The following is a 13,886-nucleotide window of genomic DNA, read 5'->3' on the forward strand; positions in this document are numbered from 1 at the left end:
CCTGCAAAGGGTCGAAAAAATTCGAGCGCCCAGACGAGGAAGATAGACGCTCAGCCGGACGATGCCTGGAAAACACCCTGAAGAGTCAGGCTCTCCAAGTGCCTAATCTGTTCCGGTTTCGAACTTTTTAGATTTGTCTGATGTTCTATTCGCCGGCTGTTCGAGAGGCTGGCGGCCATGAAACTCAAGCAGTTCCTTCGTCGTCAGGATTCGTCCTTTTCCACCCCGAAGGCGGCCCGAAAGCTCCTTCGTCTGCTGGCCTGGGTGGTGATCGCCTGCCTTTTCTTCACCCTCAGCCTGTTCCTTGCTGCGAGCCTCAATAGCGAGGTGTCGCAGTTGCGCCGGCAGATGAACGCGGCCATGTACGAGGCTCAGGATTATCTCGGCCAGCGCGAGTCGCTGCTGGAGCACATCAGCCGGGGCGTGACCTGGAAGTTGCGTGAGCCGCTGGTGCAGTGGCGTCAGTTGAGTGTGCCGGTGCCGCCCCACGAGCAGATATTCGTCACCCTCGGCGAACCCGGTTCCAGCTGGAGCCTGGCGCTGTCCGGGCGCGACCTGGCGGAGATGGAAGCCAAGCGGCTGAACCTGATCTATGTCTCCCCTGAACCGGATCGCTCGGTGAACCGGCTGTACGGGGCGCCTGCGCTCAACGCTGTGGTGCCGCCGTCGGTGCTCGAGGCGCTGGCGCAACCCGGTACGCCGAGAGAGGAGCGACAGGTACGCTGGCTCGCCGACCCCACCGACCCGCAGGCGCGGCAGTACCTGTTCACCCGCGTGACCAGCGAGCAGGACAACGGCTGGCTGGGGCTCGAGCTGTTCGGCGCCGACCTCTCCGCTGCCTTCGGTGTGCCAGAGGCCGGGCGTTTCCTGCTGCTCGATCGCGATCACCGGGCGATCCTAGGCAGCGCAGTGGCGCCGCAGCTCGGCCTGCAGTTCAGCGACCTGTGGGATGGCGACAATTTCGCCTTCAGCGGGCCCGGCCTGCTGCCCAGCCACCTGGCGCTGCTCAAGCACCTGGGCAGCTCCGACTGGTCGCTGATCTACTACTTCAACCTGTACGACCTGCTGCTGCCGATGTGGCCCAGGATCCTCGCATCGCTCGCCTTCCTGCTGGGCTGCTCGTTGCTGGTCTGGGGCATGTGCCGGCGCATCAACCGGCGCCTGATCGTCCCGGCGCAGCACCGCCTCACTGCGCTGGTGGAGAACGAGGGGTTCTCCCGCGCGATGATCCAGACCGCGCCGGTGGCGCTCTGTGTGCTGCGGCGCAGCGATGCCGAGGTGGTGCTGGAGAACCGCCTCGCCCAGCAATGGCTGGGCAGTGGCGACGAACGTCGTTACTGGAGCCATGGCTGGCTGGAACGCGGCTTCAGCAGTGGCGAGGAGGGTGGCTCGGAAGAGGTGGAAACCCATACCGGCCGGCACCTGTACCTGAGCTACACGCCGACCCGCTATAAGGGCGAGGAAGTGCTCTGCTGCGCTTTCAGCGATATCAGCGCGCGCAAGCAGACCGAGGCGGCGCTGGCCGAAGCCAAGCGCCTGTCCGACACGGCCAACGAGGCCAAGACACTGTTCCTGGCGACCATGAGCCATGAAATCCGTACACCGCTGTACGGTGTACTGGGCACCCTGGAGCTGCTCGGCCGCACGGCGCTGGATCACCAGCAGTCGGGCTACCTGCGCGCCATCCAGCGCTCGTCCTCGACCCTGCTGCAGCTGATCAGCGATGTGCTCGATGTATCGAAGATCGAAGTCGGCCAGCTGGGCCTGGAACCGGTGGAGTTCTCGCCGCTGGAACTCACCCTCGACAGCGTTCAGTCGTACGCTGCTGCGGCTCGCGCCAAGGGCCTGCAGATCTATGCCTGCTGTGACTCGCAGATGCCCGAGCGGGTGCTGGGCGACGCTACGCGCATCCGCCAGATCCTCAACAACCTGCTGAGCAATGCGGTGAAGTTCACCGACAGCGGACGCATCGTGCTGCGCGTGCGCGCCGAGACCGGCGAAGGCTGGAACGACACCCTGCACTGGCAGGTAGCCGACACCGGCATCGGCATTCCCGAGGACCAGCAGGAGAACCTCTTCGACGCTTTCTACCAGGTTTCCGGCAACGCCCGCATGGCAGGCGGGACCGGGCTCGGCCTGTCGATCTGCAGGCGCTTGACCGAGTTGATGGGCGGGCAGCTGCGGGTGGTCAGCGACGTGGGGCTGGGCAGCAGCTTTTCCCTCAGCCTGCCGTTGCAATGCGTGGATCGCCAGACGTCCGGCGCTCCGAGGCTGTGCAATGCGATGGTGTGGGTGCACGCGCCGACCCGCGAACTGGCCGATAGCCTTTGCGGCTGGATTACCCGCTGGGGCGCGCGGGCCCAGGTCGTGGCCACCGACCAGCCGCTCGAAGAAGATGCGTCCAGCGTGCTGGTGGACCTGCGCTTCAATCCCCATGACCGCAAGCCGCTGCCTGCCTGGCGGGGCTGCCGGGTGCTGGTGACCGACCTGGGCGGCGAGCAGCCACGCCAGGAAGGCTGCGACTGGCATGTGGGCCGCTACAACCTGGAAGGACTGCGTCGTGCACTGGCGGCGGCGCAGGGCTGCGCCAGTGGCGAGGGCGCGCGCCTGGCTGAGACACTGCCCGATATCGGCCTCGGCCTGCGCGTGTTGCTGGTGGAGGACAATCCGATCAACCAGCTGATCCTGCGCGACCAGCTGGAGATGCTCGGTTGCGCAGTCGAACTCGCCGCCGATGGCCGGCAGGCGCTGGCGCGCTGGCAGCCCGATGCTTTCGACGTGGTGCTCACCGACGTCAACATGCCCCATATCAACGGCTACGAACTGGCCCGTGCGCTGCGCCAGCGCGGCTATCGAGGGCCGATCGTCGGCGCCACGGCCAACGCCATGCACGAGGAGAACGAACGTTGCCTCGCTGCCGGCATGAACCTCTGCCTGCTCAAGCCGGTGGACCTGCGCACCCTGCGCCAATGCCTGACCAGCCTGCCCGCGGAGGTGCCGCCGTGCGACATCAGCGAATCCTGATCGTCGAAGACCAGCCCTTCCAGCGGGAGTACCTGCTCAATCTGTTCCGCGAGCAGGGCGTCGTGCACCTGCGCGCCGCCGAGGATGGCGCTGAGGCACTGCGCTGGCTGGAGCAGGAACGCTTCGACCTGGTGGTCAGCGACCTGATGATGCCAGGCCTTGACGGTGTGCAGTTGATCCAGCGGCTGGCCGCACTGAGCCATCCGCCGCTGCTGGCGATCATGAGTTCGGCCTCGCGCCCGCTGATGGGCAGTGCCTGCATGGTCGCCCGCGCCCACGGCATCACCGTGCTGGAGCAGATCGCCAAGCCTGCTCGCGCACCGGTGATCCGTCGCCTGCTGGAAAAGCTCATGACACGCCAGGAACGCGAGGAGCAGCAGCGCGCACCGCAGATCCCGGTGCCGACTCGTGAGGAGTTGGAGCAGGCCCTGGCGCAGCGGCAGTTCTGTGCGTGGTTCCAGCCCAAGGCCTCGCTGATCGACGGCCGTATCGTCGCGGCGGAGGCGCTGGTGCGCTGGGAGCACCCTCGCCACGGTGTGCTGCAGCCGGGCAGTTTCATGGCGGCGCTGACTGCCGCCGGGCTGGACGAAGCGTTGCTCTGGACCGTGCTCGAACAGGCTCTGCAGGCCCAGGCAGACTGGGGCAGGCTGGGTTTCCACCTGTCGGTGGCGGTCAATCTGCCGACCCATCTGCTGGATGATCCGGAGCTGCCGGACCGGCTTGCGACCTTCGTCGCTGCCCGTGGCGGCGTACCGGCGCACATCGTTTTCGAACTGCTTGAATGCAGCAGCACGGCGACCCCGGCGAACTACTACGCCGGCACTTGTCGCTTGCGCATGAAGGGTTTCGGCCTCGCCCAGGACGATTTCGGCCAGGGCTACAGTTCGCTGTACAACCTGGTGTCGACGCCCTTCACGGAGCTGAAGATCGATCGCGCGCTGGTGCATGGTTGCGTGGACGACGAGGGGCTGGCGGCGGCGCTGGAGAGTATCGTCAAGCTCGGCCGGCAGCTTGGACTGGAGGTGATCGCCGAGGGCGTCGAGCATCCTGACGAGCTGGCGCTGCTACGCCGGCTGCGGTGTGACTGCGCCCAGGGCTACCTGTTCTCCGAGGCGGTGCCGCCGGCCGTGTTTACCCGCCAGTTGCTCCAGGAACGCTCCGCGATGGCTCATTGATCCACGGCAGAATCATCGCAGATGCCAGGGCGATCGTCGGTCTCGAAAGGCCCGTCGGGTCGCCTAATGCCTGACTCACATCTACAGTCTGCTGGTATCCGGCGGGCCCTCCGCCGCCTCTTTCCGCGACACCGGATGCTATGCATGAAGGAACATGACAACGGCTCGATTCGTAAACTGGCCAGCACTTCGCTGCGCCTGAACGTCGTGCTGCTGTGCGCCGTCTCCCTCGCCCTGATGCTGGTTGGTGCCTGCTACTGGGCCCTCGGCCGGGTGGTGCAGGAGGAGCGCGACAAGGTGCATTTCCATTTCAGCCGGTTGGTGGGTGACATCCACGAGCATGAGGCCTTCCTCAACCGCATTGCCTTGCAGAGCGACGAGTCCACCCAGCGCCAGGACCTCGACGTGATTCCGCTGCAGCGGCGCATGCTGGTCCGCGAACACGGCATGGAAATCCACGAGGGGCGCGAGTTTTCCTTCGCCATGTCCTTCACCCTGGCGCAGCAGGTGCGCCCCGCCGCCCCGCAGGATCGCCCCGGCACTTTCTCCTTCGGGGTGATGCTGGCGAACTTCTACAGCAGTTACTGGAGCACTTCGTCCTTCCCTTCGCCGCAGGTGCTGGTGCTCGACCTGCACGGGCCCACCAGCCTGGCGGTGCCTTCCATCGGCAATTTCCGCGGGCAACGGCCGCTGACGCGGGTCAACTACCTGCCGGTGATCGAGAGCGTTCGCGAGGCGCTGGAACAGCGCTCGCCCAAGCGCAGCGATACCCAGGTGCACTGGGCGCAGGCGCAGTCCTACACCGCTGGTGAGAGTCGCGAACTGCTGGCCTACGTCAGCCTCGACCTTCCCGATGCGCTGTGGTGGGAATCGGACCTGGACCGTCGCGTCGTCGCCGTGTCGCTGCTGGACCTGGGGCGCATCAACGACCTTGAGCAGGTGCTCGACCGCCCGGTGTTCGACGAGCTGGAGCTGATCTCGCCTGCCGGGCAGGTGCTGATCGACTTCCCCGGCGGCGAGAAGGATTACCAGGACGGCCTGAATGTCAGCTCCGATGGCCTGGTATTCAAGGTCCGCAGTGAGTTCAATGGTGGCTGGACCGCGCTCTACCGCCTGAGCTACGCCAGCTTCTTCCGTTACGCCAAGTGGCAGTTCCTGGGCGCCCTGGCGCTGATCCTCGGTAGCCTGGCGGGTGGCTGGTTCGCCATTCGCTGGTACTCGCGGCGGGTCATCAAACCGGCACGCCGCGCGCATCTGGACATCGTCGAAAGCGACGCCTTCAGCCGTGCGGTAATCCAGACCGCGCCGGTGGCACTGTGCGTGCTGCGCCATGGCAGCCACCAGGTGGTGATGCAGAACCGCCTGGCGGAGCAATGGCTGGGCGACAGCGAGGCCATCACCCGCATCAGTCGCGACTGGGACCTCAGCGGAAGGGTTGGCGAGGGCAACGGCGAGCTGGTCTTCGAGGTGGAAGGGCGTGCCCTGCACGCCAGCTTCGCGCCGACCCGCTACCGTGGCGAGAATGTGGTGCTCTGTGCCTTCAACGACATCAGCGCGCACAAGCAGGCGCAGCAGATGCTGGCCGACGCCAAACTCACGGCAGATGCCGCCAGCGAAGCGAAATCGGTGTTCCTCGCCACCATGAGTCATGAAATCCGCACGCCGCTCTATGGAGTGCTGGGCACCCTGGAGCTGCTCGGGCTGACCGAGCTGAGCCACCAGCAGCGTGACTATCTCGCCACCATCCAGCGCTCGTCCTCGACCTTGCTGCAACTGATCAGCGACATCCTCGATGTGTCCAAGATCGAGGCCGGGCAGATGGCCCTGGAAGCGGTGGAATTCAATCCGCTGGAGCTGGCCGAGGAGGTGGTCGCCGGGTACGCGGGGGTGGCCGAGGGCAAGGAGCTGCAGCTCTATGCGTGCATCGACACGAACGTTCCGGGCCTGGTACGTGGCGATGCTGCGCGCATCCGGCAGATTCTCGCCAATCTGCTGAGCAACGCGCTGAAGTTCACCGACCTGGGGCGGGTGGTGCTGCGGCTGCGCATCGTGGCCAGCGAAAAGGGCGATACGGCCTTGCAGTGGCAGGTGACCGATACCGGCATCGGCATGTCCGACGCGCAGCAGCAGCGGCTGTTCGAACCCTTCTACCAGGCTCACGGCCACGAGCACACGGTCAGCGGTACCGGTCTGGGCCTGTCGATCTGCGCGCGACTGAGCGACCTGATGGGGGGACAGCTGCGGGTGGTCAGCGAAACCGGGCTGGGCAGCAGTTTCACCTTCACCTTGGCGCTGCCGGTGCTGGAGCGCGCTCAGCCATTGGTTGACGACGCGCCGCTGCTACCGCAACCGGTTTATGTACGGGCGCCGGTGAAGGAGCTGGCGCAGAACCTGGCCGCCTGGGTCGACTGCTGGGGGGGCTCGGCGCTGGTCCAGGAGGAGCTGCCGCTGGACGTTCCGCCTGGTGCGGTGCTGCTGGACCTGCTCGAGGCCGGCGATGAGCCGCTGTGGAGCGGCGCGCGGGTAAATGCTTTGACCGAGGCCAGCGTGCAGCCACAAGCTTCAGTCCTGGGCTGGGAGGTCAGCCTCTACCATCTGTCCGGCATCGGCCAGGCCTTGCGTCTGGCACAGCAAGGCGGAGGTGGCGAGGCCCGACAGATTCCCCGTGTCGCCCGACTGGGAAAGCTCGGCCTGCGGGTCCTGGTGGCCGAGGACAACCCGATCAACCAGGCGCTGCTCAAGGAGCAGCTCGAGGAGCTGGGTTGCCGCGTCACCCTCACCAGCAACGGTCGCGAGGCCTTGCAGCGTTGGGCGCCCGGCGCCTTCGATGCGCTGCTGACCGATGTGAACATGCCGGTGATGAATGGCTACGAACTGGTGGGCGAACTGCGTCGCCAGGACAGCTGGCTGCCGATCATCGGCGTCACTGCCAATGCCCTGCGCGAGGAGGGCGAGCGTTGCATGGCGGTGGGAATGAACGCCTGGCTGGTCAAGCCGATGAGCCTGCGCACGCTGCACGACGGCTTGCTCAAGGTCTGCGGCCATGCGACGGCAGAGCTGCCGGAAAACCCGGTGCAGGGACAGGAGCCGGCGCAGGACCGCATCCAGGTCTCGGAGAAGATGCGCGAGCTGTTCCTGCGCACCATGCGCCAGGACATGCAGGGTGTGGCTGACGGCCTGCAGGTCGGCGACCTGGCGACTGTCCGCCAGCAGGTGCACCGCCTGCGCGGCGCACTCGCGGTGGTCCAGGCCCATGGCCTGAGTGATGCCTGCGGCGCGGTGGAGGAGGCGCTGATCGCGCAGCCTGCCGGGCCGGAGCTGTCCGCGGCGGTCAATGCGCTGCTGGGACGAATCGAGGCGGCCCTGGCCAGCCTCTGAGAGCCTGTCCGGTAACCGGGGCTACTCTGGAAGAGTGGCCGTGCCTCTGTGGCCGGCCGACGATCGCAAATGTTGGGACTCAAGAAACTCATGGAAAAAGTCAGAGTGGCACTAGCGGACGACCATCCCATCGTCCTGATGGGGGTTCGCGAGGTGATTGAACGGGACGATCGCTTCGAGGTGATCGGCGAGGCGCACAACTCCAGCGAACTGGTGGCCCTGTACCGCGAGCAGCGGCCGGCTATCGTCATCACCGACTACAACATGCCGGGCGACCAGACCTATGGCGACGGCATCAAGCTGATCGAGTTCCTGCTGCGCAATTTCCCCGGCACGCGCATCCTGATCCTCACCATGCTGTCCAATCCGTTGATCCTCTCCAGCCTGTACGACCTGGGCGTGTCAGGAGTGATCCTGAAAAATGGCGACCTCAACGAGATCCTGGTGGCGCTCAAGGCGTTGTCCCAGGACCGTATCTACCGGGGGCCGGGCATGCAGTCCTCGAGCAGCGTGCTGTCCAGCGGCGACGATGTGGAGGGGCGTATCGCCAGCCTGTCGGTCAAGGAGTACGAAGTGCTGCGCCACTTCGTCTCGGGGATGAGCGTGCGTGACATCGCACTGCTGCTCAACCGCAGTGTGAAGACGGTGAGCGCGCAGAAGATCTCCGCCATGCGCAAGCTGGACGTCGATACCGACCAGTCGCTGCTGACGTTCTGTGTGATGGCCAATCTGTTCCAGTAGGCCCAGTGCCGCGCTTCGCCTGCAGGAGCAGGCCGCTTACCAGAGATGCAGGAGCGCGATCGCGCGCATGGCGCGTTCCTACAGGGGGGCCGTCGCTTCGGTCGTCAGCGCAGTGGCGCGGTGCCCTGCCGGCTGTTCCCGCCATCGTCGATCCACAGGTAGCGCACTTCGCCAGCGCTTGCCGGCAAGGCCTGGGTTGGCGCCAGTACGCGCTGCGAGAACGGCGGCAACAGGTCGGCCGGTAGCGGCGAACCGGCGCTGCCCTGGCGCACTTCGGCGCCGGCCAGGGTGATGAAGTAGGCGGTGGGGTTTTCCACCTGCACCGCATTGCCGGCCCTTCGGAAGACCAGTCTGCGCGCAGCTTCCTCGGCGTCTTTCACCAGGGAGCGCGGCCGATAGATGACCTTCATCTGCGTGCGCAGCGTGACGGTCAGGCGCGACTGTCCTTCGGCCAGCGGCTCGCTGGATTGCGGCGGGATTTCGTAGAGGTTGAGCCAGTACAGCGACTCGCGGTCCTGTGGCAGCGCCTCGCCGGTGTAGAGCAGGCGCAGGCTGCGCTGCTGACCGGGGTTCAGGCGGAATACCGGGGGCAGGGGCATGATCGGCGCCTGCGCGGTCTGCGGCGCGGCGTCGAGATCGCCGTCGTCGATCCAGGTCTGGACGATGACCGGGTAAGGGTTCTGGTTCACCAGCGCCAGCGAAGCCTCGCGCTGGCCTGCATCGAAGATCACCCGCGTACGCTCGGCAGTGACCCCGGCGTGAACCTCCATGGCCCCCAGCAGCGCGAGGCCGAACAGCGCGATGAGCAGCCGTTTACTGCACACGGATCACCACCTGGGCGGTGGCTTCCACGCGGCCGGGGGTCACGGTGGGCATGCTGCCGAGGCTGAGCTTTTCCAGACGGGCGCGGAAAGTCTCGCTGTACTGGGAGATACCGCCCACTTCACCTGTTTTGTTCGAGGCGTTGCCGATGACCGGGTACCAGCCGCGCGCTTCTGCGTTGCTGCCGTTGGCGGAATCCTCGTTGGACAGCAGGTTCATCGTGCTGCCATTGCGCAGCAGGCGGATGCCCACGCCCTGGGCCATACCCGGCTCGCCGTATCGATCGGAGACCAGGTAGGACAGCCCGCCGTTGGCATTCACCAGGCCCAGGCCAGGGGCGGCCGCCAACGCTCCGGCGGAGACCTTGATGCCCAGGGCGGTACCGCTGGTGCCGGTTTGGCTGGTGCTGGGGGTGGTGCTGCTGAGCACGCCACTCTGGCACTTGAAGTCGACCTGGAAGGGCATCTCGCGGTTGGCGCCGGCATTGATCTCACCGATGGAGATCGATGGGAATACCACATGCGGTGTGACGTTGGTGACGGCACAGGTCGGGTAGCGCTTGAGCGTGACGTCGCCGTACAGGCCGATGGCGCCCGGCCAGTTGTAATGCCAGCCGCTGTAGTTGCCGTAGTGCGACTGGCCGACGGTGGGGTAGGCCAGCCCCGGCCCCTTGATGGCGATGTAACCGGCGGGCTGGGTGCGGCCATACAGCTGCGATTTCGTATTCGGCGAATAGCCCTGAGTGGACTCCAGCGGCGCCCTGAAGAGTTCGGCGCGTACCGCGCTGAGGTTCTTCGCCTTGACCAGCTGGAAGCCACGCGAGTCGATATCCAGCCCGCTGAGCTGGCGCTCGCGCCAGACGTCGGTGAAGTACTGGCCGGTTTCCACGTGGGTCAGGCGCAGCAGCACGTTCGGCCACGCGGTGCGGTAGGCCGCCGTCAGGCCGATGGAGTTGCCCACGCTGTCGCCGCCCTGGTACCAGCCGCTGTAGAGGTCGTCGCCATTGGTGGAGAACATCTCGTAGACCGCATCTCCCGCCGCACAGCGGAAAAACACGCGCTCGGCGTCGTAGCCGGCGGAGTTGCCGTACTGGGTGATGGGCGACATGGCGCTGGCGATCAGGCTGCCATCGGGCTGGAAGCTGGCGTCGCTGACGTTGATCACGCTGGGCAGGCCAAGGGAGCCGTTACAGGTATCGCAGGCGCCATCCCCCGGCCAGGCGCCGGCCACGCCCTCGCCGGGGCGGATCTGGTAGGTGAGAGTGGTGGTGGCGCTTCCGACGCCGGTGACCTTGTAGCAGGTGGCCCAGGCGCTGGGCGCAAGCAGCAGGGCGAGCAGCGGCAGGCCGCGCAGGATAGGGTTCATGAAGCCTCCGGTAGGCAGGTTGCCTGCAGGCGGACCAGCACCTGGTCGACGTCGGCGCCCTTGAGGTCGTACGGCAGCAGGCAGCCGTCTTCCGGGCGTTCGCCCCACTGCACGCGCAGGCGGCCTTTCTCGCCTTCGGCGCGGGCATAGACCTGGCCGCCCTGGCCGACCATGCCGATGTTCACACCATTGCCGTCGAGCACATCGGCGCCCAGCGGCAGCGGCTGGCCATCGGGCAGCCTGGCCTGGATCAGCAGGGGGTGGCCGGTGAGGGTCTTGAACTCGACGAGTACGGCGGCGCCGGCGTAGGGGGCGATCTTGCGTTCGGTTTCCACCAGCTCGGCGTTCTCGTCGATGCCTTGCGGGTCGAGGCTGATGGGGTTGTAGCGGTAGGGCGAGAGCGAGGGCACCACGGCATAGCCGTTACTGTCCACCCGCGCGCCCTGGCCGCCGCGCACGCCGGCGCCGCTGGCGCCCTTGGCTTCCACCAGGGCGAAGGTGTCGCCGACATAGGGCCCGAGGGTCAGGCCGCCGCTGTGCAGCACCGCTGCACCGCGCATGCCGCCGTTGACCTGGCGGTAGCTGGAGCTTTCCGCGTAGCCGGCGTTGAAGGTGGCGACCGAGGTCTGCTGTTGCACACTGCCGTTGAAGTCGGTGCCCTGGCCTTCGCTGTCGCGCCCGGCGGAGAGGGCGTAGCTCAGGGTGCGGTCTTCGCCCAGGGTGCCGTTGAGGCCGGTCTGGTAGGTGCTGCCGCTGGTATCGCCGGAGCGTCGCGAGGCCATGGCGCTGAGGTTCGGCGCGCGGCTGGTGGAGCCCAGCGGCATGGACAGGCTCAGGGTCAGGGTGTTGTTGCGGTTGCTGCCGTGCTGCAGGTTGTACTGCGGCGGCTGAGACGGGTCATAGTCGTCGTTCACGTCGCGGTACCAGGTGGTCTGCTGGCGCGAGTAGGACAGGTTGTAGCTGAGCTGGCGCCAGACATTGGAGTAGCCGACCTGCAGCTGGGTATCGCGGCTCTTGCCGTCGTAGTAGTCGGCGGTGGAGCCGGACAGGTAGAGGTTGCCGTACTGCCCCAGGCCCTGGTTGACCAGCAGGGTGAACTGGTTGCGCTGCTTGTAGCTGCTCGAGTCCCAGCTGTCGCCGTGTTCGTCGGCATCGCGGGCGGAGAGTGCATCGCCGAGGTCGCGGTAGCCCTCGGTGGAGTAGCGGTAGCCGGCGAGGGTCAGGGTGGTCTGGGTCGGCTGGAAGGTCCTGCTGTAGTTCAGCCCGACGCGCCAGCCCTGCTTGCGCTGGTTGTTCTCCACGGTGGCGCTGGAGAAGGTGGTGTTCATGCCGAAGGCGCCGTAGGGCGTGGCCAGCACGCCGCCGCCGAGCACGGCCAGGTAATCCTCGGCGACGCGGGTGCCGAGGTTGGCGGTGAGGGCGTTGGTGAGGCCGCGCTGGTAGGTCAGGTCGCCGAACAGGTCGTTGCCGTCACCGTACTGGCGTGCCTGGCCGACCGTGGCGCTGTAGCGCGACAGGCCCGGGCGCATGGACTCGGGCACGGCGGAGAAGGGCACGGAGAAGCGCGACACGCTGCCGTCGGCCTCGATCACCTGCACGTCCAGGTCGCCGTCGTAGGCGGTGCCGTAGAGGTCGTCGATGACGAAGGGGCCGGGCGCCACGGTGGTCTCATGGATCTTCCGGCCGTTCTGGCTGATCACGACCCGCGCGTTGGTGTTGGCCGTGCCGCGCACCTGCGGCGCGTACTGGCGCTGCGAGTCGGGCAGCATGCGGTCGTCGGTGGCCAGGCGCAGCCCTCGGTAGCCCATGCTGCCGAACAGGTTGCCCTCGGTGTAACTGTCGCCCAGGGTCAGTTCGCTGCGCAGGTCCGGCACCGCGCGCTGGGCGTAGGTGCGGATGCTGTTCCAGTCGCTGCGGGTGTTCCCCGCGTAGCTGGAATAGGTGTAGTTGGACTGGTGGCGCAGGCGCCACAGGCCGAGGTTCATGCCGCCGTTCAGGCCCAGGTAGCCGTAGTCCGAATCGCCGCCGCTGCCGGAGTCTTCGAAGCTCGAGCGGTAGAGGTTGGCGTCGTAGTTGACGAAGCCCATGGTGCTGCCGGCGTCCCATTCATCCGGGCTGACATAGCCGCGCGGCTTGATGTCGAGCAGCGCCTGGGGCACCGAGAGGTCCAGGCGCAGGCGTGCGGTGTCGAGGTTCCAGGTCGAGTCCGGCAGGCGCTCGGTGAGCCAGTGGCAGATGCCCTGGTCGTCCTTGCCGGCCTTCGGGTCGGGGCGCGCACCCAGGCTCTGACGCAGGAAGCGTTCGCTGAAGCAGGGCTCGGCGCGTTCGCCGCGCTGGCGCATTTCCACTTCGGCGCGGGTGGCGTACTGACCGTTGAGATAGAGGTCGACGTGGTAGGTGCCGGGGTCCACCTGATCGGCGCGGTTGAACCGCTCCAGGCTGCCGCCGGCCAACCCCGAGCCCATCAGCAGGCTGTCGTCGAAGCGGTAGTCCGCATCGCCCTGGGCCAGCCCCGCGACCACCATGGCGAGGGTTCCGAGGGCGAAGGGCAGCAGCGGTCCACGGTGGAGGTCAACGTGGCAGATCATGGCGAAGTTCCACTCTTGCGCCGTAGTCGTTGATCAGCAGGGCGGACAGTCGCGGCGTGCCGGCGGGCAGTGCCGAAGGCTTCTGCGCCTGCCACTGGGCCTGGCCCATGGGCGCGACCATGCTCGGCTGCAGCTTCCACTGGCGATCGCCGACGCTGAGCGTCGCGCCGCCGAAGGAGGCGTGGTAGCCGGTGGGGTTCTCCACCTTCACGCTCCAGTTGCTGCCGTTCTGCACCAGGGAGAAGCGCAGCTTCTCGGGCAACTGCTCCGGGCTGCCGGCAATGGTTGCCGGGCGGTAGAACAGTTTCAGGCGGTTGCGCAGCATCAGCAGCATCTGGTTCTGCTCGGCCTTGGCGGCATTGCGGGGCGGAATCTGCAGCACGTTGAGGTGGAACAGCGATTCGCGATCCTGCGGCAGGCCGGTGCCGGTGTAGAGGATGCGCAGGGTCTGGCCGCTGCCGGGCGCCATGCGTGATACCGAAGGGTTCACTACGAAGGGGGCTTTGGCGGTATCCGGGGTGGAGGCGGGGTCGTCGATGTCGATCCAGGCCTGGATGACGTTGGGGAAGCCATCCTTGTTGGTCAGCTGCACGGTCTTCTCCCGGGCGTCGCCGGGGTAGATGACACGGGTGCCGGTGATCACCACGCTGGCCTGGGCGAGCGAGGCGGTGAAGGCTGTCAGCAGGGCGAGCGCAAGCGTCGCCGCGCGCAGCGGGCGCAGTGGGAGGGCGTTCATCCGGATCACCTGTCCTGCCGGGTCGTTCGGGGTGCGGTCACCCCTGAACGACGCGGC

Annotated in this window: 8 protein-coding genes; 4 read left to right on the plus strand and 4 right to left on the minus strand. The window is 66.7% G+C overall.

All coding sequences use genetic code 11. The annotated features are described in order from the left end of the window. The first annotated feature begins 177 nt into the window (after nt 1-177). The 4 genes from IB275_RS06165 (at nt 178) to IB275_RS06180 (ending at nt 8,318) form a co-directional block, all read left to right on the plus strand. Nucleotides 178-3,024 carry an ATP-binding protein gene (locus tag IB275_RS06165; protein WP_192289868.1) on the plus strand — a complete coding sequence of 949 codons (2,847 nt, stop codon included), beginning with the start codon at nt 178-180 and terminating at the stop codon, nt 3,022-3,024. Further along, the gene (pvrR, locus tag IB275_RS06170; protein ID WP_192289867.1) at nt 3,003-4,199 is read left to right on the plus strand and encodes a response regulator cyclic di-GMP phosphodiesterase PvrR; all 1,197 of its coding nucleotides are present in this window, start codon (nt 3,003-3,005) and stop codon (nt 4,197-4,199) included. Before IB275_RS06165 ends, pvrR begins: the two co-directional genes overlap by 22 nt. A 144-nt stretch (nt 4,200-4,343) precedes the next feature. Continuing rightward, nucleotides 4,344-7,577 carry a hybrid sensor histidine kinase/response regulator gene (locus IB275_RS06175; RefSeq protein ID WP_192289865.1) on the plus strand — a complete coding sequence of 1,078 codons (3,234 nt, stop codon included), beginning with the start codon at nt 4,344-4,346 and terminating at the stop codon, nt 7,575-7,577. Nucleotides 7,578-7,667: 90 nt separating this feature from the next. Further along, nucleotides 7,668-8,318, plus strand: a complete 651-nt coding sequence (locus tag IB275_RS06180) for a response regulator (protein WP_192289863.1) — start codon at nt 7,668-7,670, stop codon at nt 8,316-8,318. Nucleotides 8,319-8,422: 104 nt separating this feature from the next. On the opposite strand, the gene IB275_RS06185 is transcribed toward IB275_RS06180, so the two are convergent. Genes IB275_RS06185 through IB275_RS06200 form a run of 4 tightly spaced genes read right to left on the minus strand, consistent with a single transcriptional unit; the run spans nt 8,423 to nt 13,829 of the window. Next, nucleotides 8,423-9,142, minus strand: a complete 720-nt coding sequence (locus IB275_RS06185) for a fimbrial biogenesis chaperone (RefSeq protein WP_405306819.1) — start codon at nt 9,140-9,142, stop codon at nt 8,423-8,425. Then, nucleotides 9,132-10,505, minus strand: coding sequence for a fimbrial protein (locus tag IB275_RS06190; protein ID WP_192289861.1), 1,374 nt, complete (start codon nt 10,503-10,505; stop codon nt 9,132-9,134). Before IB275_RS06190 ends, IB275_RS06185 begins: the two co-directional genes overlap by 11 nt. After that, nucleotides 10,502-13,093: a fimbria/pilus outer membrane usher protein gene (locus IB275_RS06195; RefSeq protein ID WP_192289859.1), complete on the minus strand. Its 2,592-nt coding sequence runs from the start codon at nt 13,091-13,093 to the stop codon at nt 10,502-10,504. The genes IB275_RS06190 and IB275_RS06195 overlap by 4 nt, the downstream gene beginning before the upstream one ends. Beyond that, nucleotides 13,077-13,829 (minus strand): fimbrial biogenesis chaperone, encoded by a 753-nt coding sequence (locus tag IB275_RS06200; RefSeq protein WP_192289857.1) that lies wholly within the window; start codon nt 13,827-13,829, stop codon nt 13,077-13,079. The genes IB275_RS06195 and IB275_RS06200 overlap by 17 nt, the downstream gene beginning before the upstream one ends. Nucleotides 13,830-13,886: the final 57 nt, after the last annotated feature.

It is taken from the genome of Pseudomonas sp. PDM21, from assembly GCF_014852505.2.
In the GTDB taxonomy this organism is placed as follows: Bacteria; Pseudomonadota; Gammaproteobacteria; order Pseudomonadales; family Pseudomonadaceae; genus Pseudomonas.

Excerpts from the sequence above, each read along its gene's own strand:
- IB275_RS06175 (WP_192289865.1), top strand. The coding sequence starts at position 4,344 with ATGAAGGAACATGACAACGGCTCGATTCGTAAACTGGCCAGCACTTCG.
- IB275_RS06200 (WP_192289857.1), bottom strand. The coding sequence starts at position 13,829 with ATGAACGCCCTCCCACTGCGCCCGCTGCGCGCGGCGACGCTTGCGCTC.
- IB275_RS06180 (WP_192289863.1), top strand. The coding sequence starts at position 7,668 with ATGGAAAAAGTCAGAGTGGCACTAGCGGACGACCATCCCATCGTCCTG.
- IB275_RS06195 (WP_192289859.1), bottom strand. The coding sequence starts at position 13,093 with ATGATCTGCCACGTTGACCTCCACCGTGGACCGCTGCTGCCCTTCGCC.
- IB275_RS06190 (WP_192289861.1), bottom strand. The coding sequence starts at position 10,505 with ATGAACCCTATCCTGCGCGGCCTGCCGCTGCTCGCCCTGCTGCTTGCG.
- IB275_RS06165 (WP_192289868.1), top strand. The coding sequence starts at position 178 with ATGAAACTCAAGCAGTTCCTTCGTCGTCAGGATTCGTCCTTTTCCACC.